We start from the raw sequence: 22,108 nt of genomic DNA, 5'->3' as shown, positions 1-22,108 counted from the left end.
GCGCGGGACTTGCGGAAGCGATCCGTCCGGGACCCGTCGTACGGTGCCCGCATGACCGACGACGAGACCCCCTGGGAGCCCCCGCTCGCGGGCACCGAGACCGAGCACCTGACCGGCGCGCTGGACCGGCTCCGCGCCACCTTCCGCTGGAAGGCGGACGACCTGGACGCCGCCGGCCTGCGCGCGACGGTCGGCGCCTCGACGTTGACGCTCGGCGGGCTGCTCAAGCACCTCGCCGCCGCCGAGGACTTCCACCACACCGTGAAGCTCACGGGGGAGCCGCTCGGCGAGCCCTGGACGGGGTGGGGCTGGGACGGCAGCAACGACTGGGAGCTCACCTCGGCCGCCGACGACACTCCCGAGCACCTCTACGCGACGTACGACGCCGCCGTCGTGCGCTCGCGCAGCCGGCTCGACGCGGTCCTGGCCGACGGCGGCCTCGACCAGCTGATCCACGTGAGCGACGGCGCGGGCAACCACGCCAGCCTGCGGCGGATGCTGTTCGACCTGGTCGAGGAGTACGGCCGCCACACCGGCCACGCGGACCTGCTCCGCGAGGCCGTCGACGGGCTGACGGGGGAGGACCCGCCGCCCGGCTGGGCGCCCTGAATCGAGCGGCGCCGCCCGCGCGGCAGGACTAGTCTCCGGCCATGACGAGGGACGTTGCGGCGCTCGAGCGCGAGATCGAGGCGCTGGCGGCGGCGGGCTTCGCGGGCGTGGTGCGGGTCGACGTCGCGGGCACGCCGGTGCTGCGGGCGGCGTACGGCCTGGCCGACCGGGCCCGGGCGATCCCGATGACCGTCGGCACGCGGCTCGCGATCGCGAGCGGCGCGAAGACCCTGACGGCGCTGGCCGTGCTGTCCCTGGTGGACGACGGGGTGCTCGGGCTCGCGACGACCGCGCGGTCGCTCCTCGGCGACGACCTGCCGCTGGTCGCCGACGACGTGACCGTCGAGCACCTGCTCGCGCACCGGTCCGGGATCGGCGACTACCTCGACGAGGACACCGGCTTCGACGTCGGCGACTACCTGATGCCTCGCCCGGTCCACGAGCTCGTGGACACCGAGGACTACCTGCCGATCCTGGACGGCCACGCCACGAAGTTCCCCGCGGGCACGGGCTTCTCCTACTGCAACGGCGGCTACGTCCTCCTCGCGCTGCTCGCCGAGCGGGCCTCGGGCGTCGGCTTCCACGAGCTGGTGCGGCAGCGGGTGACCGCCCGGGCCGGCATGGACGACACGGCGTACCTCCGCTCCGACGACCTGCCCGGCGACGCCGCGCTGGGGTACGTCGACGTGCACGGCGCCTGGCGCTCCACCGTCTTCCACCTGCCGGTGCGGGGCAGCGGCGACGGCGGGGTCTTCACGACCGTCGACGACGTGCACCGGCTGTGGGGGGCGCTGCTCGCCCGCCGGATCGTGTCCGACACGGCGGTGGAGGCGATGCTGCGCCCGCGCAGCGACCCCGACGAGGACGGCCTGAGCTACGGCTTCGGGCTGTGGCTGGACGTCCGGACCGGCGAGGCCGCGCTGCACGGGTCGGACGCGGGCTCGTCGTTCTACGGCGTCCACGACGCGACCCGCCGGCTGACCTGGACGGTCGTGGCGAACACCATCGACGGCGCCCGGCCCGTGCACCGGGCGATCGAGGCCTGGCTGCGCTGACCCCGGCCCCCGGCCCCGCACGGGCCGGACGCCGCCGACGGGCTCAGTCCTCGCTGGGCGGCGGCGGGTAGTTCTTGAAGCGACGGACCTCGTGCGGCCAGCCGCAGGCCTCCGCGATCTTGGCGGCCCAGTGCTTCGCCGTCTCGTCGTCGGGGACGTCGACGATCGCGAAGCCGCCGAGGAACTCCTTGGTCTCGACGTACGGCCCGTCGGTCACGAGCACCTCGCCACTGGTCGGGTCGGCGCTGTAGACCGGGCCGTCCTCCTCCTCGAGGCCGCCGGCGAAGACGTAGACCCCCGCCGCCTTCATCTCCTCGGTGACCGCGCGGGCGAGCGGCCCCCGCGGTCGGAACCACTCCTCGTCGTGGTCTCCGACCCACTGCTGGTTGAAGTAGAGGAGGTACTCGGGCATCGCTGCTCCCTCGGCTGGCGCGGACCGGGCGTCCGCTCTCACCCAACCTACGAACGGCGGACGACGATTCCTACGACGTCGGGCCGACGAGTTTCTGCGACCTCAGCCGAGCCAGTCGGCGTAGAAGATCGCCAGCCCGGCCACCACGCACAGGCCGGCGATGATCCAGAAGCGGATGACGACGTTCACCTCGTCCCAGCCGAGGTGCTCGAAGTGGTGGTGGATCGGGGCGATCCGGAAGATCCGGCGACCGGTGCCGGTGAGCCGCCGCGTGAGCTTGAAGTAGGACATCTGCAGGAGCACCGACATCGTCTCCATCACGAAGAGCCCACCGATGACGGCCATGAGCAGCTCGGTCCGCGACATGATCGCCAGCCCGGCCAGGGCGCCGCCGATGGCGAGCGAGCCGACGTCGCCCATGATGATCTGCGCGGGCTTCGCGTTCCACCACAGGAAGCCGATGCACGCGGCGGCGATGGACGCGGACAGGACCGCGAGGTCGAGCGGGTCGCGCACCTCGTAGCACTGGGCGCCGGTCGCGGTGGGCCCGCCCGGCGCACATCCGTGGCCGTTCTGCCAGAAGGCGACGAACATGTAGGCACCGAAGACCATGGCCGAGGTGCCGGCCAGCAGCCCGTCCGCGCCGTCGGCGAGGTTGGCGCCGTTCGACGTCGCGGTGACGATGAACCAGATCACCAGCAGCACCACCACGAGCGGCAGCTTGATGCCCCAGTCGTGGGTGGTCGAGATGTGCTGCGAGGCCGGCAGGACGCCGTTCTCGTCGGCGAAGAGCTGCGTGGCCAGCACCCCGAAGGTCAGGGCGACCACGGTCTGCCCGGCCATCTTGGCCCGGCTGGTCAGCCCCTGGTTGTTCTGCGTGTAGACCTTGATGAAGTCGTCGAGGAAGCCGATCACCCCGCACCCGACGAACAGCAGCAGCAGGAGCCAGGCGCTGGCGCTGGGCTGCCGCCCGGTCGCGAACGTGCCGAGGAGGTACGCCGTGGTCGCGCTCGCCAGGATCACGAGGCCGCCCATCGTCGGGGTGCCGCGCTTGACGTGGTGCGTCGTGGGGCCGTCGTCCCGGATCGGCTGGCCGAACCCGTGGCGGGTGAACCATCCGATGGCCGCCCGCGTCCCCAGGAGGGAGCAGATCACCGCCAGCCCGCTGCTCAGCAGGATTGCCCGCACGAAGTCCTCTTCCGCCACCCGGATGGTCGACCGGGCGGTCGGGCCGCCCGGTCGACCATTGTGCGCGACGCGGACCCGATTTCGGTTGACCGGCTCGTCGGCGTCGCGAGAGGTTCGCCCGGTGACGTGGCGCATCGAGGTCGACCTGGAGCAGGCCCGCGAGGACGAGGTCACCGAGCGGCTGGTCGCCCACAACCAGCAGGCCTCGGCCGCGATCCGCGAGCGCTTCGAGCCCGAGAACCTCCCCTCCCGACCTGTCGCGGCCTACGCGGTCGCGGACGACGGTGAGCTGCTGGGTGGGTGCGTGGGGAACACCGTCGACGTCTGGCAGTGGCTGACCGTCGACCTGATGTGGGTCAGCCCGGACCGGCGCGGCGAGGGCCTGGGCCGCTCACTCCTCGACGCGGTCGAGGAGCAGGCCCGCGCCCGGGGCTGCCGCTGGTCCAAGCTCAACACCTGGGACTTCCAGGCGCCGGACTTCTACGCCCGGTGCGGCTACGTCACCTACGGCCGCGAGACGGACTTCCCGCCCGGCCACACCAACCACCTGATGCGCAAGGACCTGTGACGAGTCGGGCGGTTCCCGGAGGCGACCTGCACGGTCACGAGCGCTTGGCGACCAGCTCGACGAGGGTGCCGTCCGGATCACGTACGACGGCGTTGCGGTTGTTGTTGCCCGCGTCGTGCGGCCGTGTGACGGCGGGCGCTCCGGCTCCGGTGACGGACTCGAACGCCGCGTCGACGTCGTCCACCCAGAACACCAGGGACATCGCGGGGCGCCCGACCTCGGCGTCCAGCCCGTGCACGCGTCGAGCCGCCTCGGCGGTGCTGAGGGCCAAGACGAAGCCGCCTGCCGTCATCTCCACGTGCTCGGGTGTGCCGTCGGCTGGCGTTCGGAACGTCTCGGGAAGCCTCAGCGCGCCTTGGTAGAAGTCCAGTGCTGCTGACATGTCGTGGGTGAAGACATTGACGAGTCCCGAGGTGATCACGACCTCAGGCTAGGACACCCCGATCAGGCGGTCTCGGGGAACTTCACGCCCGTGTTCGCGTGGCAGCGGTAGCCGTTCGGGTTCTTGGCGAGGTACTGCTGGTGCACGTCCTCGGCGTAGTAGTACGTCGGCACCTCACGGATCTCGGTGGTGATCGCCCCGAGCCGGCGGCGCGCCAGCTCGTCGCCGTACACCTTCGTGAGCTCGCGCGCGGTCTGCTCCTGCTCCGGGGTCGTGTAGTAGATCGCGGAGCGGTACTGCGTGCCGACGTCGTTGCCCTGGCGCATGCCCTGCGTCGGGTCGTGGACCTCGAAGAAGCGCTTCACCAGGTCGGCGTAGGACACCCGCGCGGGGTCGTAGACGACCCGGATCGCCTCGGTGTGGTTGGTGCGTCCCGAGCAGACCTCCTCGTACGACGGGTGCGGGGTCGTGCCGCCGGCGTACCCGACCGACGTCGACCAGACGCCGGGCAGCTGCCAGTAGATCTCCTCGGCACCCCAGAAGCAGCCGAGCCCGAACACCGCGACCTCGTAGCCGGCCGGGGCCTCGTCCGTGACCACGGGCGCGTCGAGCACGCGGTGCTTCGCGGACTGGTGGAAGGGGCTCTCGCTGCGACCGGGCAGGGCCTGGTCCTCGGCGACGAGCTCGGACTTGGTGCGACTGAAGATCGACATGCGTCAACTCCCGGGTGTCGAAGGGGCTCTCACCAGTCTGCAACAACCCCGGTGAGCGATCCGTTCCCGTCCGGGCAGCATCCGAGGACGTCATACGGGCGGAGCACCCGTCGGCTCCGACCGTATGACGTCGTCAGGGACCGGGGTCGCTAGCCTCGACGCATGAGCGAGCAGCAGCACAGGAGCAAGTCCGGTTTCGAGACGCGTGCGATCCACGCCGGCTACGAGCCCGACCCGATGACCGGCGCGGTGATCCCGCCCATCTACGCCACCTCGACCTACAAGCAGGACGGCGTGGGCGGCCTGCGCGGCGGCTACGAGTACAGTCGCTCCGCGAACCCGACCCGCACCGCGCTCGAGGGCGCGATCGCGGCGCTGGAGGAGGGGGAGCGCGGCTTCGCGTTCGCCTCCGGCCTGGCCGCCGAGGACACCGTGATCCGGGCGCTGTGCCGGCCGGGCGACCACGTGGTGATCCCGGACGACGCGTACGGCGGCACCTTCCGCCTCTTCGACAAGGTCGCGACCGCGTGGGGCCTCGAGCACAGCCCGGCCGCCGTCTCCGACGTCGACGCCGTCGCCGCGGCGATCCGCCCCGGGAAGACGAAGATCGTCTGGGTCGAGACGCCCACCAACCCGCTGCTGAACATCGGCGACATCGAGGCGCTCGCCGTCGTCGCGCACGAGGCCGGGGCGGTCCTGGTCGTCGACAACACCTTCGCCTCGCCGTACCTCCAGCAGCCCCTGACCCTCGGCGCCGACGTCGTGCTGCACTCCACGACGAAGTACGTCGGCGGGCACTCGGACGTCGTCGGCGGCGCGCTCGTGGTGCGCGACCTCGACCTCGCCGAGCAGATCACCTTCCACCAGAACGCCATGGGCGCGGTCGCCGGCCCGTTCGACGCGTTCCTCACGCACCGCGGCCTCAAGACGCTCGGCGTCCGGATGGACCGCCACTGCGACAACGCCGAGAAGGTCGTCGAGTTCCTGAACGGCCACCCGGCCGTGGCCCAGGTGATCTACCCGGGCCTCGCCGAGCACCCCGGCCACGAGGTCGCGGTCCGGCAGATGAAGCGCTTCGGCGGGATCGTCTCCTTCCGCGTCAAGGCCGGCGAGCAGGCCGCGCTCGACGCGTGCGCGAAGGCCGAGGTCTTCACGCTGGGCGAGTCGCTCGGCGGCGTCGAGTCGCTGATCGAGCACCCCGGCCGGATGACCCACGCCAGTGTCGCGGGCACCGACCTCGAGGTCCCCGCCGACCTGATCCGGCTCAGCGTCGGCATCGAGACGGCCGACGACCTCGTCGCCGACCTCGACCGTGCCCTCGGCTGACCTCGCGGTCTGCGTCGACTTCGGCTCCACCTTCACCAAGGCGGCGCTGGTCGACCTGACCGAGGGCCGGATCCTCGCCGGCGCCAGCCACCGCACCACGATCGACACCGACGTGCTCGACGGGTACGACGCCTGCCTGGCCGAGCTGGCGCCCGTCGACCCCCGCGCGCGCGACGCGCAGGTGCTCGCCTGCTCGTCCGCGGGCGGCGGGCTGCGGATCGCCGTCGTCGGCAACGAGGAGCTGGTCACGGCCGAGGCCGGTCGCCGGGTGGCGCTGAGCAGCGGCGGCAAGGTGGTGGCCGTGATCGCCCACGCCGGCCGCTCGCCGCGTGTGCCTGACGACGCGCCCTACCGCGACCTCGGGCACACGGCGCGCCCCGACGTGGTGCTGCTGACCGGCGGTACCGACGGCGGCAACAGCGAGGTGCTGCTCGACGCGGCCCGGGCCCTCGTCGCCTCGGGCTGGACCGGACCCGTGGTCGTCGCCGGCAACGTCGAGGCGCAGGACGAGGTCGCCGCGGTCCTCGGCGACGTCCCGCACGTGCTCGCCGACAACGTCGTCCCGCGGATCGGCGTGCTGGCCCCCGAGTCCGCCCGCGCCGCGATCCGGGCGATGTTCCTGGCCCACGTGATCGGCGGCAAGCACCTCAGCGCGCGCGCCGACTTCGTCGCGATGGTCCGCGGCGCGACCCCCGACGTGGTGCTGACCGGCGTGGAGCTGCTGGCCCGCGGCTTCGACGACGCCCACCCCGGCACCGGTGACGTCGTCGTGGTCGACATCGGCGGGGCGACCACCGACGTGCACAGCGTCGTGGAGGTCGACCCGGAGGACGCGAACCTCTCCCGCGAGGTCGTCGCCACCACCCCCGTCACGCGCACCGTCGAGGGCGACCTCGGGATGCGCTGGTCCGCGGTCACGACGGTCGAGCAGGCCGACGACGCGACCCCGGCGCTCGCGGAGGCCGCCGCGCGGCGCCAGCAGGACCCGTCGTACCTCCCCGACGACGACGCGGGCCGCGACGACGACGAGGCGATCGCCCGTGCGGCGGTCGGGCTGGCGCTGCGCCGGCACGCGGGCCGCTCGCGCGTCGTGATGAGCCCCGAGGGCCGGGTCGTCGAGCGCACCGGCAAGGACCTGCGCGAGGTGGACGTGCTCATCGGCTCCGGCGGGGTGCTGCGGCACGGTCGTCCGGGCGTCGCGGAGCGAGTCCTGGCCGGCAGCACCGGCGCCGACCTCGACGGCGGGTGGCAGCTGCCGCGCGCACCCCGCGTGGTCGTCGACGCCGACTACGTGCTCGCGGCGGCGGGGCTGCTCGCCGAGGCGCACCCCGAGGCGGCGTACCGGCTGGTGCGACGCGTGCTCGACGACCCCGGTGGCATAGCCTGACGCGGTGACCAACGAGGCTGACGGCCCGGCCGTCGACGGGGCCGTCGGTGACGTCCCCGACGAGAGCGACCAGGACCGCGCCGAGAGCCGACGGAGGCTCCCCGTGCCGGGCCGGCGCGGACGCCCGGCCGAGGACGACGAGGGCCTCGCCCAGCGGCTCGCCCACCAGTGGGCGCAGATGCGGGAGGTACGCCGTCCCGAGCCCGCCCCGGTCGCCGCGGGCCCCTCCAACTTCACCCGAGCGCAGGTGCCGTGGGGCCTCGACCTGGCCGCCGCCTGGGGCTGGCGCTTCCTGGTCATCGTGGCCGCCGGCTGGGTCGTGTTCTGGGCGATCGGCTTCTTCTCGGTCGTCGTGCTGCCCGTCGTCGTCGCGCTGCTCATCACCGCGCTGGTGCAGCCGGTGGTGGCCCTGCTGCACCGCATCGGGCTGCCCCGCGGGCTGGCCTCGATCCTGGTCGTGATCCTCGGCATCGGCTTCATCGGAGCCCTGCTGACCTTCGCCGGGCAGCAGGTCGCCAATGGCGCCAACGACCTCGCCGACCAGACCGTCAAGGGCCTCGACGAGGTCAAGCGGTGGCTCCAGGAGGGGCCGCTGCACGCCAGCGACTCCCAGATCAACGACTACATCAACAAGGCGCAGGAGGCGATCACCCCGTCGGCCGGTGGTGAGTCGGTGCTCAGCCGCGTCACCGAGGTCGGCACCGCGCTCGGCCACGTGCTGGCGGGCTTCTTCATCATCCTGTTCTCGACGTACTTCTTCCTCGCCGACGGCGAGCGCATCTGGGCCTGGCTGGTGCGGCTCGCCCCGCGCGCCGGCCGGAACCACGTCGACACCTCGGGCCGCGTCGCCTGGGTCTCGCTGACGCAGTTCGTCCGGGCGACGGTGATCGTCGCGGCGACGGACGCGATCGGCATCATGATCGTGGCCGCCGTGCTGCAGGTGCCGTTCGTGCTCGCGATCGGGGTGCTGGTCTTCCTCGGCGCGTTCATCCCGATGGTCGGCGCCACGGTCGCCGGCACCGTCGCGATCCTGGTGGCCCTGGTCGACCAGGGGCCGATCACCGCGCTCTTCATGCTCGGCGGCGTCATCGTCGTCCAGCAGATCGAGGGCCACGTCCTGCAGCCGTTCCTGATGGGGCGCTGGGTCTCGGTCCACCCGCTCGGCGTGATCCTCGCGATCGGCGGCGGCGTGCTCGTCGCCGGCATCCCCGGCGCGCTGGTCGCCGTACCCCTCGCCGCGGCGGTGAACGCCGTGGTCCAGCACCTGGCCAGCTACACCGCTCCCGGCGACGATCCCGAGGAGCAGCTCGAGGACGACTACGCCGAGCTGGGTGAGTCGCCACCGACCGAGGAGGACCTCCGTGAGTGACCCGACCGCGACCGGGACGGGCGTGACGCTCGACGACATCCGCGCCGCCCGCGAGGTGCTGCGCGGCGTCGCCATCGAGACCCCCATGGAGGAGTCCCGCTGGCTCTCCGCGCTGGCCGGGGGCCCGGTCAGCCTCAAGTGCGAGAACCTCCAGCGCACCGGGTCCTTCAAGGCCCGCGGCGCCTACGTCCGGATCTCCCGCCTCTCGGAGGCCGAGCGCGCGCACGGCGTGGTCGCGGCCTCCGCCGGCAACCACGCCCAGGGCGTCGCGCTCGCCGCGTCCCTGATCGGCATCCCGTCCACCGTCTTCATGCCCGAGGGGGCGCCGATCCCGAAGGAGAAGGCCACCCGGGCGTACGGCGCGGACGTGGTCTTCCACGGCCGCTACCTCGAGGACGCCCTGGTGGCGGCGCACGCGTTCGCCGCCGAGACCGGTGCCACCCTCATCCACCCCTTCGACCACGTCGACGTCGTCGCGGGGCAGGGCACCGTCGGCCTGGAGATCCTCGAGCAGGTGCCCGAGGTCGAGACCGTCATCGTCCCGACCGGCGGGGGCGGCCTGCTGGCCGGCATCGCCATCGCGGTCAAGGCGCTGCGCCCCGACGTACGCGTCATCGGCGTGCAGGCCGAGGGTGCCGCGGCGTTCCCCGGGTCGCTCGCCCAGGGCGTGCCGGTCCCGCTGCCGTCGATGAAGACGATGGCCGACGGGATCGCGGTCGGTCGCCCCGGCGACATCACGTTCGCCGCCGTGCGCGACCATGTCGACGAGATCGTCACGGTCTCCGAGGACTCGCTCTCCCGGGCGCTGCTGGCGCTGGTCGAGCGGGCCAAGATGGTCGTCGAGCCCGCCGGTGCCGCCGCCGTCGCCGCGATCCTCGACCGCCCCGACGCCTTCCGGACGCCCACGGTCGCGCTGCTGTCGGGCGGCAACATCGACCCGCTGCTGCTCGGCAAGGTGATCCGCCACGGCATGGCCGCGGCCGGCCGCTACCTCAACCTGCGCGTCTGCATCCCGGACACCCCCGGCGGCCTCGCGACCCTGCTCGGCGAGGTCAGCTCCGTCGGCGCGAACGTCCTCGAGGTCGTGCACGAGCGGATCTCGCCGTCCCTGCACCTGGACGAGGTCGAGGTGCACCTGCAGCTCGAGACCCGCGGCGAGCCGCACGCGGAGCAGGTCAAGGGCCGGTTGCGCGAGCGCGGCTACCGCGTCTTCGACTGAGCATCAGCCGAGTCGGCGCATCTGCGGACGGAAAACAGGTCGAGTCGGCGCGTCTGCAGAATCTGGCGGTCCCAGGATCTGCAGATGCGCCGAGTCGATGCTCCTGGGGCGTGCAGATGCGCCGACTCGGTGGTGGGGTCAGCCGGCGTACGGGTGCGCCTCGAGGACGACGACCTTCAGCGCCTTGCCGTTGGGGGCCTCGTAGGAGACCGTGTCGCCGACCTTGGCGCCGATGATCGCGGAGCCGAGGGGGGACTGGGGGGAGTAGACCTTGAGGCCCTCGACGGAGTCCTCGATCTCGCGGGCGCCGAGCAGGAAGGTCTCGGCCTCGTCGTCGTCGTCGCCGACGAACTTGTAGGTCACCTTCATGCCGGGGGAGACGGTGCCGTCGTCCTCCGGGGTCTCGCCGACCTGGGCGCGGCGCAGCATGTCCTCGAGCTGGCGGATCCGGGCCTCGACCTTGCCCTGCTCGTCGCGGGCGGCGTGGTAGCCGCCGTTCTCCTTGAGGTCGCCCTCGTCGCGCGCGGCGCTGATCCGGGCGATGACCTCCTGGCGGACGGGGCCCTTGAGGTTCTCGAGCTCCGCCTGGAGCTTGTCGAAGGCCTCCTGGGTGAGCCAGATGGTGGCCTGCTCGGTCGACTGCGTCATGGGGTACTCCTGCACTGCATCGGGTGGGACACGGGGATACGTCGGTGTGCCCACCGAGTGGGTCTGGGCTGGTGTCCGTCGGACGAGCCAGAGCGACAGGGCCGTCTCGGCACGAGTGTCACGGGCCTGGCACTGGCGGCCCTGCGGGACGGTCAGGAGGACGAGTTTAACAACAGGGCGCCGATCGTGCAGGTCAGCGCGGCGTGAGCCCGGGTCAGCGCGGGCGCGGCTCGCCCGGCGCCGTGCACCCGACGAGCTCGACCGAGGTGGCCCTCCGCTCGGTCCGCACGGTCTCCTCGAGCGGCTGCTTCGCGGCGTACTGCGGCGTGAACGACAGCTCGCCGACCACGGTGTGGTCCTCGGCGTAGGCCCGGAGCAGGCAGGTGGCCGCGACCGTGTCGTCCTTGAGGCGCACCGTCACCTGGGCGGTGGCCGTGTGCTCGTCGACGACGTCGTAGCCGACGATGGCGGAGTCGACGTCCGGCGTCGCGTGGACGTACGTCGTCCAGCCGAGCCACCCGAGGAACGCGACGGCGACGACCACGCTCGCGACCAGCACCGCCCGCCGGCGCCAGGGCGCGGGGGCGCCGTACCGGTCGCCCAGATCGGCCGGTCGGCCGGTGCCGGGGGATGCCTGCGCGCTCACCCGTCAAGGGTGACATCTACGATCGACCCATGGCGCAGCACCCCTCCACCGGCCCGCGGGCCGGCCTCCGGCTCATGCACGTGCACGCCCACCCCGACGACGAGTCGAGCAAGGGCGCGGCCTCGACGGCGAAGTACGTCGCCGAGGGCGTCGACGTCCACGTCGCGACCTGCACCGGTGGTGAGCGCGGGTCGATCCTGAATCCCAAGATGGACCGGCCCGACATCCTCGAGAACATCACCGAGATCCGCCGGCAGGAGATGGAGCGGGCCCGCGACATCCTCGGCATCCGGCAGGACTGGCTCGGCTTCGTCGACTCCGGCTGGCCCGAGGGCGACCCGAAGCCGCCGCTGCCCGAGGGCTGCTTCGGCCTCGTCCCGCTCGAGGAGGCCGCCGCACCGCTGGTCAAGCTGATCCGCGAGTTCCGGCCGCACGTGCTGACGACGTACGACGAGCGCGGCGGCTACCCGCACCCCGACCACATCAAATGCCACGAGATCAGCGTCGAGGCGTTCGCGGCGGCGGCCGACCCGGAGCGCTACCCCGAGCTCGGGGAGCCCTGGCAGGTGCTCAAGCTGTACTACCACCACTCGTTCAACAAGGCCCGGATCCAGGCCACCCACGACGCGATGATCGCGCACGGGCTGGAGTCCCCGTGGGCCGAGCGCCTCAAGGAGTGGAAGGACGAGCCCGAGTGGGACGCCCGGGTCACCACCAAGGTGCCGTGCTCGGACTACTTCGGCGTCCGCGACCAGGCACTGCTGGCGCACGCCACCCAGATCGACCCCGACGGGTTCTGGTTCGCGATCCCGCGCGAGCTGCAGGCGGAGACGTGGCCGACCGAGGACTTCGAGCTCGTCGTGAGCCACGTCGCCTCCTCGACCCCGGAGGACGACCTGTTCGCCGGCATCGAGAACCCCGCCTGAGAGACTGGTCCCATGCTCCTCGTCCCGATCCACGCCTTGCTCACCGTGCTGGCCGACCCGAGCCCGAAGCCCGAGGACGTCAAGGCCGGCTGGACGGCCTTTGCGCTGTTCCTCCTCCTCGTCCTGGCCGTGGTCCTGCTCGGCTTCAGCCTGGTCAAGCAGCTGCGCAAGGCGCAGGCCGCCAAGGACGCGGGTCTCTTCGGTCCGGACGACGACGCGACGGAGCCGCGGCCGACCGGGTCGGCCGGCGACGCCGACCAGCACCAGGGTCCGCAGCGCCTCTGAACGCACGCGTCCCCGGCGACCGAGGTCACCGGGGACGATGAGGAGTGCTGCGCAGTGCTGCCGGTTGCTCAGCCCGGCGGGACCGGGGCCCCGTTGAGCACGAAGGTGCCGCCCGGAGGCTGGTTGAACACGTCCGGCCCGGTCGGGGCGGTGTTGCCGCTGACGCTCAGCTGGTCGGCGACGATCGTGCCGGTCGCGCTGTTCCAGAGGCCGCCACCCTCCTTCGTGGCGCTGTTGCCGGTGACCGTGCCGCGCAGCCACTGGACGACGGCGGCGCCGGTCACGTGCAGGCCGCCCCCGTTGCCCGGGGCCGCCCCGGTGCTGTTGGCGGTCAGGTCGACGTCGGTGAGGCCGACGGTGCCGACGTTCGTCTCGATCCCGCCGCCCGCCCGCTTCGCCGTGTTGCCCTCGAGCGTCGACGAGCGCACGGTCAGGCTGCCGAGGTTGTTGAGGATGCCGCCACCGGAGCCGGCGGCCCCGGTCGCGTCGTTGTCCGTGATCGTGGCGCCGGTGACGGTCATCGTGCCGCCGTCGTTGTAGAGCGCGCCGCCGCCGCTGTCCGCCGCCGCGCCGGCCGCGGTGTTGCCGCGGAGCACGGTGTCGGTGACGTCGAGGGTGCCGGACGCGCTGTTCCACAGCCCGCCGCCCTCGTTGGCGGCCGTGTTGCCGACCACCTCGCTGCCGGCGACCGTGACGTCGCCCGCACCGGTGAGGTGGAGGGCGCCACCGTTGCCGGGTGCGGCGCCGGTGGTGTTCTGCAGCAGCTGCGAGCGGGTCACCTCGGTGGTGCCGACGTTGGCCTCGATGGCGCCGCCGGCCCGCGGGGCGGTGTTGCCGCTCAGCTCGGTCCGGTCGACGCGGAGCGTTCCGAGGTTGTTGAGGACGCCGCCACCCGAGCCGGCGGCGCCGGTCGCGGTGTTGCCGGTGACCTCGGAGCCGCGGACCTCGAGGGTGCCGCCGTCGTTGTAGAGCCCGCCGCCGCCCTGGTCGGCCGCCGCGCCGGCCGCGGTGTTGCCCGCGACCGTGGTGCCCCGCACCGTCATCGTGCCGGTGGCGGAGTTCCAGAGCCCGCCGCCCTCGGCGCCGGCGGTGTTGCCGGTGACCGAGCCGTTGCGGACGTCGATCGTGCCGGCGCCGGTGAGGTGCAGCGCGCCACCGTTGCCGGGCGCGGTGCCCGCGGCGTTGTCGGCGAGCTCGGTGCCGGTGAGCGTCGTCGTACCGCCCACGGCCTCGACGCCGCCGCCGGCCCGCGGCGCGGTGTTGCCCGCGACCCGGGATTTCTCGACCGTGGTCGTGCCGAGGTTGTTGAGGATGCCGCCTCCCGAGCCGGCCGCGCCGGTGGCGCTGTTGCCGTCGACGGTGGAGCGGACGACCGAGAGGGTGCCGCCGTCGTTGTAGACGCCGCCGCCGCCCTGGTCGGCCGCGGGGCCGGCCGCGACGTTGCCCGAGACGTCCGAGCCGGTGACCGTGAGCGTGCCCTCGGCGGAGTTCCAGAGGCCGCCGCCCTCGGCGGTCGCCGCGTTGTCGGCGACCGTGCTGTTGACGACGGCGACCGTGCCGGCACCGGTCAGGTGCAGCGCGCCGCCGTTGCCCGGCTCCTCGCCGGTGCGGTTGCGGCGCAGCTGCGAGGACTGGACGGTGGTGTCGCCGCCGACGGCCTCGATCGCGCCGCCGGCCCGCGTCGCGGTGTTGGCGACGAGCCGGGAGCCGGTCACCGTGAGGGAGCCGCCCTCGTTGGCGATCGCGCCGCCGGACCCGCCGGTGCCGGTCGCCTCGTTGGCCCGGAGCACCGAGTCCGTGACGACCAGGGTGCCGGCGCTGCGCACGGCACCGCCGCTCGTGGTGGCCGCGGGCGACCCGCCGGTGAGGCGGATCCCGACGATCTCGAGCGCCACGCCGGAGTCCACGTCGAGGACGCGGTCCAGGCCGCGGGCGTTGATCGTGTGGCCCTGCCCGCGCAGCACGAGGTCGTCGCGCACGTCGAGGTCGCCGCGCCAGGCGCCGCCCTTCAGCGGCCGGGTGCCGTCGAAGGAGATCGAGCGGTCGAGCACGATGCGGTCGGCGCCGGCGCGGTGGTTGGCCCGCGCGAGCGCCTTGCGCAGCTGGCGCTCGGTGCTCACGTGGGTGACGCGAGGCCGGGCGCTCGTCGCGGCTGTCGCGGCCGTCGCCGCAGCAGACGTCCGCTTCGCGCCGGCCACGGCGGCCTCGGCCGTCCCGATCGAGAGCGGGACGACGGCGAGCACGAGAGCACCCACGGCCCCTCCGCCGATGGTGCGGACCCTGCGGGTCCTCGGTGTGGTCATCTTGCCCAACCCTTCTCTGCGGTCGCGCCGCACTGGTGCGGCAGGTCCGGCCGCTCGGGGCGGCCTCGGGGGTGTGTACGGCGCCCGCCGGACCCGCGTTCACCACGGATGAACGCAGGCCGCCCGACATCCGTAAGCACCGTCGTGACGAACGACGGGGTGGTGGGCGCGGGCGGCCGGACGGTCGGCCGGCACCGCCGCACCGACGACGAGGAGGCGGGCGACCGCGTGCGCGAGGAACCAGCCGGAGCCGTCGTGGCCGGCCTCGGCGACGAGGACGAGGTGCACGCGGCGTACCTCCTCTACGGCCCCGAGCTCTACCGCTTCGTGCTCCGCGGCCTCGGCGACCCGGGCGCCGCGCAGGACGTCACGCAGGAGACGTTCCTCAAGGCCTGGCGCTTCGCCGACCGCTACGACCCCGACCTCGCCTCCCTGCGGGTCTGGCTCTTCGGGATCGCGCGCAACACGATGATCGACCACGCCCGGGCCGCGCAGGCCCGGCCCTGGCAGCGGCACCTGCTGGACCCGCCGACGGCGCAGGAGCTGAGCGGCGCGGTGGCCGACCCCGCGGACGGGATCCTTCGCGAGTGGCTCGTCGAGGAGGCGTTGCGGCGGCTGAGCGAGCATCATCGGGAGGCGATCGTGCAGACCTACCTCAAGGAGCGTCCGTACGACGAGGTGGCGGCCGAGCTCGGCGTGCCGGTGGGGACGCTCAGGAGCCGCGTGTTCTACGGCCTGCGGGCCCTGCGGTCGGCGATGGACGAGATGGGAGTGACGCTGTGAACGAGGACCGGGGGCACCTCGACCCCGCGCACCAGGCGCTGCGCGAGATGCTCGGCGCCCTCGTCCTGGGTCACCTGACGAGCGCCGAGACCGACCGGGTGCAGGCGCACCTCGACGGCTGCGCGGCCTGCCGGGCCGAGCTGGAGGAGATCACGCCCCTGGCCGGCCTGCTCGGTGCCGTCGATCCCGCGTCCTTCGAGACGCCCCCGACGCCGCCGCCCGGGCTCGGCGACGCGATCCGCCGCCAGGTGGCCGCGGAGCGGGTCGCCCGGGACGACGACGAGCTGGGGGCGCGACGGGACGCGGCCCGGCGCGCGCGGGGACGGCGTACCCGCCTGGTGGCGGCCGCCGCCGTGCTCGCCGTCGTCGGCGTCGGCGCGGGCCTCGGGCTGGGCCGCGCGACCGCGCCCTCCCCGCCCACCGTGCCGATGGAGCAGATCCGGCTCGCGGCCGCTCCCGGCTCGGGGGTGACCGTGGACAGCGCGGGCCTGGTCAACCACACCTGGGGCACCGAGCTGCGGATCGTCGGCGAGGGCTTCCACGCCGGCGAGGTCTTCCACGCCGAGTTCCGCACCGCGGACGGCGAGCTGGTCCCGGCGGGCGAGTTCCTCGGGGTCGGCGCCGCCACGATGACGTGCAACCTGCAGTCCGCCGCCCTGCGCGACGCCGTCACCGAGGTCGTCATCCTCGACGAGGACGGCTCCGCCGTCGCCTCGTCGGCGCTCTGAGGATTCAGGCCCGCCGCACCCGCACCAGGCAGTCGTACGCCGTCCGCGCGGGCTCCTCGCCGTGCCCGTCGCCGACCACGCGGCTGACCCGCTCGGCCCGCTCCACGACGACGCCCGCCTCGTCGGCGAGGTCGCCGAGCACGTCCTCGGCGGTCATCAGCACGCGCACGTCCTGCGGCCCGCCGGTGCCCTCGGCCAGGTTGGTCGTGTCGTGGGCGACCAGCAGGAGCGTGCCGCCCGGGCGCAGCGCGGCGAAGGCGCTCCGGACCGCGGCCCGGCGCTCCTCGGCGGGCAGCTGGAGGTAGGCCAGCACGGCCAGGTCGTACGACGCCGGCTCGCTCCACCGCGTCGCGTCGGCGCACACCCAGGTGACCGCGGTATCGCCGGCGAGCGTCGCGCCCTTGTCGAGCGCGACCTGCGAGAAGTCGAGCGCGGTCACGTCCCACCCGCGGCGGGCCAGCCAGATCGCGTTGCGGCCCTCGCCGGCGGCCAGGTCGACGGCCCGGCCCGGCGGCAGGTCGCCCAGCTCGGCCTCGACGAACTGGTTGGGCGTCGCCGACCAGACCAGCTCGCGGGCGGCGTAGCGCTCGTCCCAGTCCCTCGCGTCCATGCCGGCCACGGTAGCCCGCTCAGTCGCCGGTGACGTGCCCGTGCGGCCGGCCGGGGTCGTCGTAGACCGGGTCGGTGTCGCCGGCCCGCAGCGCCTCGAGCTGGGCGCACACCGCGATGCCGTAGAACAGCGCGATCGCGGACAGCAGCGACCACAGCAGCAGCGCCACGATGCCCGCGAGCGGGCCGTAGGTGCTGCCGAAGGACGAGCTGACGTGGACGTACGCCGCCAGCCCGCCGGTCGCGAGCATCGTGAGCAGCACCGAGACGCCCGCCCCCAGCGCCAGCCAGGACAGCGCCGGCTGGCGGCGCCGGGGGGAGTGGTCGAGCAGGACCGCGATCGCGAAGACCAGCAGCGCGGTGCCGACGGGCCAGCGGGCGACCCGGAAGGCCAGGACGACGTCGTCGGACCAGCCGTAGTCGATGCGCATGGCGTCGGCGAACGCCCCGCCCGCGACCAGCAGCAGGAAGCCGATCCCGACGGGGACCGCGAGGACCGCGGTGAGGACGGCGGCGCGGCCGTACTTCGCGAGCGCGGGGCGGTCCCTGCGGATGCCGTAGATGCGGTTGGCGCCACGCTCGACCTGCGCCATCGCGGTGGTCATCGAGACCAGCGCGAAGAGCAGCCCCAGGACCAGCGCGAGCTCGCCGGCCTGCTCGCTGCTGCTGGGGCCGGAGACGGCGTTGGCGAGGGCGTCGCCGGTGCCGTGGCCCGGCGAGACGGTCTGGATCGTCCGGGCGACGACCCGGGCCGGCCGGGCCTCGTCGATCCCGTCGGCCAGGCCCGTGAGCGCCAGCATGAAGGGCACCACCGCGAGCGAGGCCTGGAGCGCCAGCGCCCGGCTGTTGGTGAAGCCGTCGCCGTACCGGAACCGGACGAACGACTCCACGAGGATCCGCCGGGGGCCGAACTTCCGGGTCAGCCGCCAGGCGTCCTCGGCGTCCAGCTCGTCGCCGTCCATCTCGATCGTCACGGGGACGGTGCGGGCGGTCGTCATGGCGGGATTGAACCACCCCGGCCCGGGGCTGCCTCCAGCGGCAGAGCGTCCACGATCGTCAGGTGACGGGCAGGAAGGGCGACCGACCATCGAGGCATGCCCGCCCTCTCGCCCGCCTCCCGTGTGCTCGTCGTCGTCCCGACCTACGACGAGGCCGACAACATCGTCCCCCTCCTGGATGCCGTGCGAGCGGCCGTGCCGGCCGTGCACGTGCTCGTCGTCGACGACGGCAGCCCGGACGGCACGGCGGCGCTCGTCACGGCGTACGCCGCCACCGCACCGGACGTCCACCTGCTCTCCCGGGCCGGCAAGAGCGGCCTCGGCGCGGCCTACCGGGCCGGCTTCGGCTGGGCGCTGGAGCGTGACTACGACGTGGTCGTGCAGATGGACGCCGACCTGTCGCACCCGCCCGGCCGGTTGCCGGCACTCGTCGGCGCGCTCGCGGACGCGGACGTGTCGGTCGGCTCGCGCTACGTCCCGGGCGGCCGGGTCGACGACTGGTCGTGGTCGCGCCGGCTGATCTCGCGCGCGGGCAACGCGTACGTGCGGCTGGTGCTCGGGCTCCCGGTCCGCGACGCGACGGCGGGCTTCAAGGCCTTCCGGCGCGACGCCCTGCTGACGGTGGACGCCGTCGGGACGGCCTCGGACGGCTACTGCTTCCAGGTGGAGAACACCTGGCGCGCCGTGCGCCGCGGCCTCCACGTCGTGGAGGTCCCGATCGCGTTCGCCGACCGGACCCGCGGGAGCTCGAAGATGTCCGGCGACATCGTCCTCGAGGCCGTACGACGGGTGCTCGTGTGGCGCTGGCACGAGCTGCGCGGCGGCCACCCCTCCGGCGCGCCGAGGCCCCGGGTGCTGACATGAGCACGGCCGTCGCCCCGGCAGCCGCGGGACACCGGCGCGGGCTCCGCGGGCTGCGGGGGCTCCGCGCGCTGGGCTCCGTGGCCGGCGTCGCGGTCCTGCTGGTCGTGGTCGTGCCGCTGGTGGCGGGTGCGCCGTGGGCGGCGGTGGGCCGCACGCTGGCGCAGGTGCCGTGGCCGGTCGTGGCGGGGCTGGGGGTGCTCTGGCTGGCGGGGCTGCTCGCCCACACGATCACGCTGACCGCGGCGCTGCCCCGGCTGACCCACGGCCGCGCGCTCCTGCTGAGCCTGACCGGCAGCGCGGTGTCGAACGTGCTGCCGTTCGGAGGTGCGGCGGGCATCGCGCTGAACTACCGGATGACGCGGGCCTGGGGCCACGACCGGGCGGCCTTCGCGGCGTACACCGTCGTCACCAACGTCTGGGACGTCCTCTTCAAGCTCACCCTCCCGGCGCTGGCGCTGGGGTGGCTGGCCCTCGCCGGCCACCTGGTGCTGGGGCCGGTGGTGAGCGCCGCCGTGGCCGCGACCGTGGTCCTGGCCCTCCTGTCGGCGACCGGGGGTGCGCTCCTGGTGCACGACCCGCTGGCGCGTCGGCTGGGCGGGGCGTGCGAGGGCCTCGTCGGCGGGGTCCTCCGGGTGCTGCGCTGCTCGCGCCGACCGGCGGTGGCCGACGGGCTGGACCGGGTCAGGCGCGAGTGCCGCGAGCTGCTCAGCGGCTCGTGGCGCCGCCTGTCCCTGGGGATGCTCCTCTACTCCGCGCTGCTCCTGGCGCTCCTGGCCGGGTGCCTGGCCGTGACCGGCGCGGGTCTCCCGCTGGCAGCGGTCTTCGCGGGCTTCGCCGTCGAGCGGGTGCTGACCCTGGTCGGCGTGACCCCGGGCGGCGCCGGCGTCGTCGAGGTCGGCCTGGTCGGCCTGCTGGTCGCGCTCGGCGGCGACCCGGTCGGCACCGTCGCAGGCACGCTGCTCTACCGCGTCTTCACCTACGGCCTCGAGATCCCGGTGGGCGGGTTGGGGCTGCTCGTGTGGCTCCGCCTCCGCCGCGCCGGTGCGGCGCCGTCCGCCGTGACGGGCGGGACCGCCTGATGCGCATCGTCCACGTCACCGACGTCTACCTGCCGCGCCTGGGCGGCATCGAGATGCACGTGCACGACCTCGCCGTCCGCCAGCGCCGGGACGGCCACGACGTCCACGTGGTGACGGCGACCGCGCCCGGTTCCGGCCCCGGTGCGGAGCCGGACCCGCCCTGGCTGCACCGTGTCGCCAACCCGGCCGTGACCGTGCCCCGTCAGCTCGGTCTGGGCCCCCAGGTGGGCGCCCTGCTCGCTTCCGCCGACGCGGTCCACGCCCACGTCTCGGTCGTCTCGCCGTTCGCGTTCGGAGCCGCCCGCCTCGCGGGGTCGTTGGGACGGCCGACCCTCGTGACCGTGCACTCGCTGTGGACCCGGCTCGGGCCGCTGCCGGCGCTGGGCAGCCGGGCGGCCGGGCTCCGGAGCTGGCCGGTCCTCTGGTCGGCGGTGAGCGACGCCGCCGCCGAGCCCGTACGCCGCGTGCTCGGTCCCTCCGTCGAGGTGCTCGTGCTCCCCAACGCGGTCGACGTCGCGGCCTGGCAGGTCCCGGGCGGGGCGCCTGCGGTGCCGACCGTGGTGAGCGTGATGCGCCTGGCCCGGACCAAGCGGCCGCTGCCCCTCGCGCGGATCCTGCGCGCGACCCGTGAGGAGGTCCCGGACCACCTGCCCCTGCGGGCCGTCGTGGTGGGTGACGGGCCCCAGCGGCCCGGGCTCGAGCGACACCTGCGCCGCCACGACCTGGACGGCTGGGTCGAGCTGCGGGGGCGGCTCGACCGACCCGCCATCCGCGAGGTCCTCGCACGGTCCACGGTCTACCTCGCGCCCGCCGAGCTCGAGTCGTTCGGCATCGCCGCGCTGGAGGCCCGCGCGGCCGGGCTGCCCGTGGTGGCGAGCAGCCACGGCGGGGTCGGCACCTTCATCACCCACGGCGTCGACGGCCTGCTCGGTGACTCCGACGACGCCCTGGTCGCCCACCTCGTCCGGCTGCTGACCGACGAGGTGACGACCGCCCGGATGACCGCCCACAACCGGTCGGTGCCACCACCGTTCGGCTGGGACGCCGCCTGCGGGCGGGCCCTGGCCGCCTACGACCTCGCGGCCGGTCGGTCGCGGACCCGCGTCGCCGCGGCACCGGCCCGGGCGGCGGCGTCGTCGTGAGCACCGGTCCCTTCACGCTGGTCTCCTTCCACGCCCACCCGGACGACGAGGCCCTCCTGACCGGCGGCACCCTGGCCCGGGCCGCGGCCGAGGGGCACCGGGTCGTGCTGGTCGTCGCGACCGCCGGCGAGGCCGGCCTGGCCGCCCGCGAGCACCACGCCGGCGGCCTCGCGTCCCGGCGGCTCGCGGAGCTCGAGGCCTCGGCCGGCGCCCTGGGCGTCGCCCGGGTCGTCGTGCTCGGGTACGCCGACTCCGGCTGGGGGGAGGACGCGCCGCGCCCCGGAGCCTTCAGCACGGTGCCCGTCGGGGCCGCCGCCCGTGCGCTGGCCACCGTGCTCGACGACGAGCGGGCCGACGCGCTGACGTCGTACGACCTGGCCGGTGGCTACGGCCACCGCGACCACGTCCAGGTCCACCTGGTCGCGCGCGAGGCCGCCCGGCTCGCGGGCACGCCGCTCGTCCTCGAGGCGACCCTCGACCGCACGACCCTGCTCCGCCCGGTGCGGCTGCTCCGTCGTCTCGCCCGAGTGCTGCCCCTGCCCGAGATCCCCGACCTGGAGCACGCGTTCACCGGTCGCGCCGACCTCACGCACGTCGTGGACGTGCGCCCCTTCCTGGGCCCCAAGCGCGCCTCGATGCGCGCCCACGCCAGCCAGGCGAGCGCCGACGAGGGCGCGCGGACGCTGGCCCTGCTCCTGCGGCTGCCCCGCCCGCTGGCTCGCCGGGTGCTGGGACGCGAGTGGTTCCGCGAGGTCGGTCGCGCGCCCGGCGGCCCGCTGCTCGACGACGTCTTCGCCAGCCTGCGGCTCCGCGCGGCATCTCGTTGCTGATCGTCTCGACGCGGCAATGTCACCTAAGTCAAGTGATGT

General features: G+C 74.1%; 24 protein-coding genes. 15 read left to right on the top strand and 9 right to left on the bottom strand.

Annotation, left to right across the window (positions count from 1 at the left end; all coding sequences use genetic code 11):
- Positions 1–51 precede the first annotated feature (51 nt).
- Both H5V45_RS06740 and H5V45_RS06735 read left to right on the top strand, forming a co-directional pair.
- Positions 52–609, top strand: coding sequence for a mycothiol transferase (locus tag H5V45_RS06740; protein ID WP_185252226.1), 558 nt, complete (start codon positions 52–54; stop codon positions 607–609).
- 41 nt (positions 610–650) lie between these two features.
- Positions 651–1,664 (top strand): serine hydrolase domain-containing protein, encoded by a 1,014-nt coding sequence (locus H5V45_RS06735; RefSeq protein ID WP_185252225.1) that lies wholly within the window; start codon positions 651–653, stop codon positions 1,662–1,664.
- A gap of 43 nt (positions 1,665–1,707) precedes the next feature.
- Here H5V45_RS06735 and H5V45_RS06730 read toward each other — a convergent pair whose 3' ends face one another.
- Together H5V45_RS06730 and mraY are read right to left on the bottom strand one after the other, a co-directional pair.
- The gene (locus tag H5V45_RS06730; RefSeq protein WP_185252224.1) at positions 1,708–2,076 is read right to left on the bottom strand and encodes a YciI family protein; all 369 of its coding nucleotides are present in this window, start codon (positions 2,074–2,076) and stop codon (positions 1,708–1,710) included.
- A gap of 102 nt (positions 2,077–2,178) precedes the next feature.
- The gene (mraY, locus tag H5V45_RS06725) at positions 2,179–3,264 is read right to left on the bottom strand and encodes a phospho-N-acetylmuramoyl-pentapeptide-transferase (protein ID WP_185254509.1); all 1,086 of its coding nucleotides are present in this window, start codon (positions 3,262–3,264) and stop codon (positions 2,179–2,181) included.
- A 121-nt stretch (positions 3,265–3,385) separates the two neighbouring features.
- Between mraY and H5V45_RS06720 the strand changes: the two genes are divergently transcribed.
- A complete protein-coding gene (locus H5V45_RS06720) occupies positions 3,386–3,832 on the top strand; it encodes a GNAT family N-acetyltransferase (RefSeq protein WP_221633936.1) in 447 nt (148 codons plus the stop codon).
- Positions 3,833–3,866: 34 nt separating this feature from the next.
- Here the strand turns inward: H5V45_RS06720 and H5V45_RS06715 are convergent, their stop codons facing one another.
- Positions 3,867–4,253: a VOC family protein gene (locus H5V45_RS06715; protein ID WP_185252222.1), complete on the bottom strand. Its 387-nt coding sequence runs from the start codon at positions 4,251–4,253 to the stop codon at positions 3,867–3,869.
- A gap of 23 nt (positions 4,254–4,276) precedes the next feature.
- Positions 4,277–4,927: a peptide-methionine (S)-S-oxide reductase MsrA gene (gene msrA / locus H5V45_RS06710; protein ID WP_185252221.1), complete on the bottom strand. Its 651-nt coding sequence runs from the start codon at positions 4,925–4,927 to the stop codon at positions 4,277–4,279.
- A 162-nt stretch (positions 4,928–5,089) separates the two neighbouring features.
- On the opposite strand from msrA, the gene H5V45_RS06705 reads away from it, so the two are divergent.
- Genes H5V45_RS06705 through ilvA form a run of 4 tightly spaced genes read left to right on the top strand, consistent with a single transcriptional unit; the run spans position 5,090 to position 10,228 of the window.
- Positions 5,090–6,253 carry a cystathionine gamma-synthase gene (locus H5V45_RS06705; protein WP_185252220.1) on the top strand — a complete coding sequence of 388 codons (1,164 nt, stop codon included), beginning with the start codon at positions 5,090–5,092 and terminating at the stop codon, positions 6,251–6,253.
- Complete coding sequence (locus H5V45_RS06700) at positions 6,240–7,640, top strand: glutamate mutase L (RefSeq protein ID WP_185252219.1); 1,401 nt, start codon at positions 6,240–6,242, stop codon at positions 7,638–7,640. Before H5V45_RS06705 ends, H5V45_RS06700 begins: the two co-directional genes overlap by 14 nt.
- A gap of 4 nt (positions 7,641–7,644) precedes the next feature.
- On the top strand, positions 7,645–9,009 hold the full coding sequence (locus H5V45_RS06695; RefSeq protein ID WP_185252218.1) for an AI-2E family transporter: 1,365 nt from the start codon (positions 7,645–7,647) through the stop codon (positions 9,007–9,009).
- Complete coding sequence (ilvA, locus tag H5V45_RS06690; RefSeq protein WP_343061451.1) at positions 9,002–10,228, top strand: threonine ammonia-lyase; 1,227 nt, start codon at positions 9,002–9,004, stop codon at positions 10,226–10,228. Before H5V45_RS06695 ends, ilvA begins: the two co-directional genes overlap by 8 nt.
- Before the next feature lie 138 nt (positions 10,229–10,366).
- Here the strand turns inward: ilvA and greA are convergent, their stop codons facing one another.
- Together greA and H5V45_RS06680 are read right to left on the bottom strand one after the other, a co-directional pair.
- Entirely contained in the window at positions 10,367–10,876 is a 510-nt protein-coding gene (gene greA / locus H5V45_RS06685; RefSeq protein ID WP_185252217.1) for a transcription elongation factor GreA, read from the bottom strand.
- A 214-nt stretch (positions 10,877–11,090) separates the two neighbouring features.
- On the bottom strand, positions 11,091–11,522 hold the full coding sequence (locus H5V45_RS06680) for a DUF4307 domain-containing protein (RefSeq protein WP_185252216.1): 432 nt from the start codon (positions 11,520–11,522) through the stop codon (positions 11,091–11,093).
- A gap of 29 nt (positions 11,523–11,551) precedes the next feature.
- Here H5V45_RS06680 and mca point away from each other — a divergent pair, with 29 nt between their 5' ends.
- Together mca and H5V45_RS06670 are read left to right on the top strand one after the other, a co-directional pair.
- Positions 11,552–12,448 (top strand): mycothiol conjugate amidase Mca, encoded by an 897-nt coding sequence (mca, locus tag H5V45_RS06675; protein ID WP_185252215.1) that lies wholly within the window; start codon positions 11,552–11,554, stop codon positions 12,446–12,448.
- 12 nt (positions 12,449–12,460) lie between these two features.
- A complete protein-coding gene (locus H5V45_RS06670) occupies positions 12,461–12,733 on the top strand; it encodes a hypothetical protein (protein WP_185252214.1) in 273 nt (90 codons plus the stop codon).
- A gap of 68 nt (positions 12,734–12,801) precedes the next feature.
- On the opposite strand, the gene H5V45_RS06665 is transcribed toward H5V45_RS06670, so the two are convergent.
- Complete coding sequence (locus H5V45_RS06665) at positions 12,802–15,036, bottom strand: hypothetical protein (protein WP_185252213.1); 2,235 nt, start codon at positions 15,034–15,036, stop codon at positions 12,802–12,804.
- A 144-nt stretch (positions 15,037–15,180) separates the two neighbouring features.
- Between H5V45_RS06665 and H5V45_RS06660 the strand changes: the two genes are divergently transcribed.
- Both H5V45_RS06660 and H5V45_RS06655 read left to right on the top strand, forming a co-directional pair.
- Entirely contained in the window at positions 15,181–15,819 is a 639-nt protein-coding gene (locus H5V45_RS06660) for a sigma-70 family RNA polymerase sigma factor (protein WP_343061450.1), read from the top strand.
- A complete protein-coding gene (locus H5V45_RS06655; RefSeq protein ID WP_185252211.1) occupies positions 15,816–16,547 on the top strand; it encodes a zf-HC2 domain-containing protein in 732 nt (243 codons plus the stop codon). Before H5V45_RS06660 ends, H5V45_RS06655 begins: the two co-directional genes overlap by 4 nt.
- Before the next feature lie 4 nt (positions 16,548–16,551).
- Here the strand turns inward: H5V45_RS06655 and H5V45_RS06650 are convergent, their stop codons facing one another.
- Both H5V45_RS06650 and H5V45_RS06645 read right to left on the bottom strand, forming a co-directional pair.
- A complete protein-coding gene (locus H5V45_RS06650; protein WP_185252210.1) occupies positions 16,552–17,157 on the bottom strand; it encodes a class I SAM-dependent methyltransferase in 606 nt (201 codons plus the stop codon).
- A gap of 19 nt (positions 17,158–17,176) precedes the next feature.
- Positions 17,177–18,154, bottom strand: coding sequence for a YihY/virulence factor BrkB family protein (locus H5V45_RS06645; RefSeq protein ID WP_185252209.1), 978 nt, complete (start codon positions 18,152–18,154; stop codon positions 17,177–17,179).
- Positions 18,155–18,250: 96 nt separating this feature from the next.
- On the opposite strand from H5V45_RS06645, the gene H5V45_RS06640 reads away from it, so the two are divergent.
- From H5V45_RS06640 to H5V45_RS06625, 4 genes are read left to right on the top strand one after another with little or no spacing between them, the layout of a single operon-like run.
- Positions 18,251–19,018: a polyprenol monophosphomannose synthase gene (locus H5V45_RS06640; protein ID WP_185252208.1), complete on the top strand. Its 768-nt coding sequence runs from the start codon at positions 18,251–18,253 to the stop codon at positions 19,016–19,018.
- The gene (locus tag H5V45_RS06635; RefSeq protein ID WP_185252207.1) at positions 19,015–20,097 is read left to right on the top strand and encodes a lysylphosphatidylglycerol synthase domain-containing protein; all 1,083 of its coding nucleotides are present in this window, start codon (positions 19,015–19,017) and stop codon (positions 20,095–20,097) included. The genes H5V45_RS06640 and H5V45_RS06635 overlap by 4 nt, the downstream gene beginning before the upstream one ends.
- Entirely contained in the window at positions 20,097–21,239 is a 1,143-nt protein-coding gene (locus H5V45_RS06630; RefSeq protein WP_185252206.1) for a glycosyltransferase family 4 protein, read from the top strand. Before H5V45_RS06635 ends, H5V45_RS06630 begins: the two co-directional genes overlap by 1 nt.
- Entirely contained in the window at positions 21,236–22,069 is an 834-nt protein-coding gene (locus tag H5V45_RS06625) for a PIG-L family deacetylase (RefSeq protein WP_185252205.1), read from the top strand. Before H5V45_RS06630 ends, H5V45_RS06625 begins: the two co-directional genes overlap by 4 nt.
- Positions 22,070–22,108 lie beyond the last annotated feature (39 nt).

It is taken from the genome of Nocardioides luti (assembly GCF_014212315.1).
In the GTDB taxonomy this organism is placed as follows: domain Bacteria; phylum Actinomycetota; class Actinomycetes; order Propionibacteriales; family Nocardioidaceae; genus Nocardioides; species Nocardioides luti.
The sequence above is the reverse complement of the archived record's forward strand: the minus strand, read 5'-3'. Positions and strand labels throughout refer to the sequence as shown.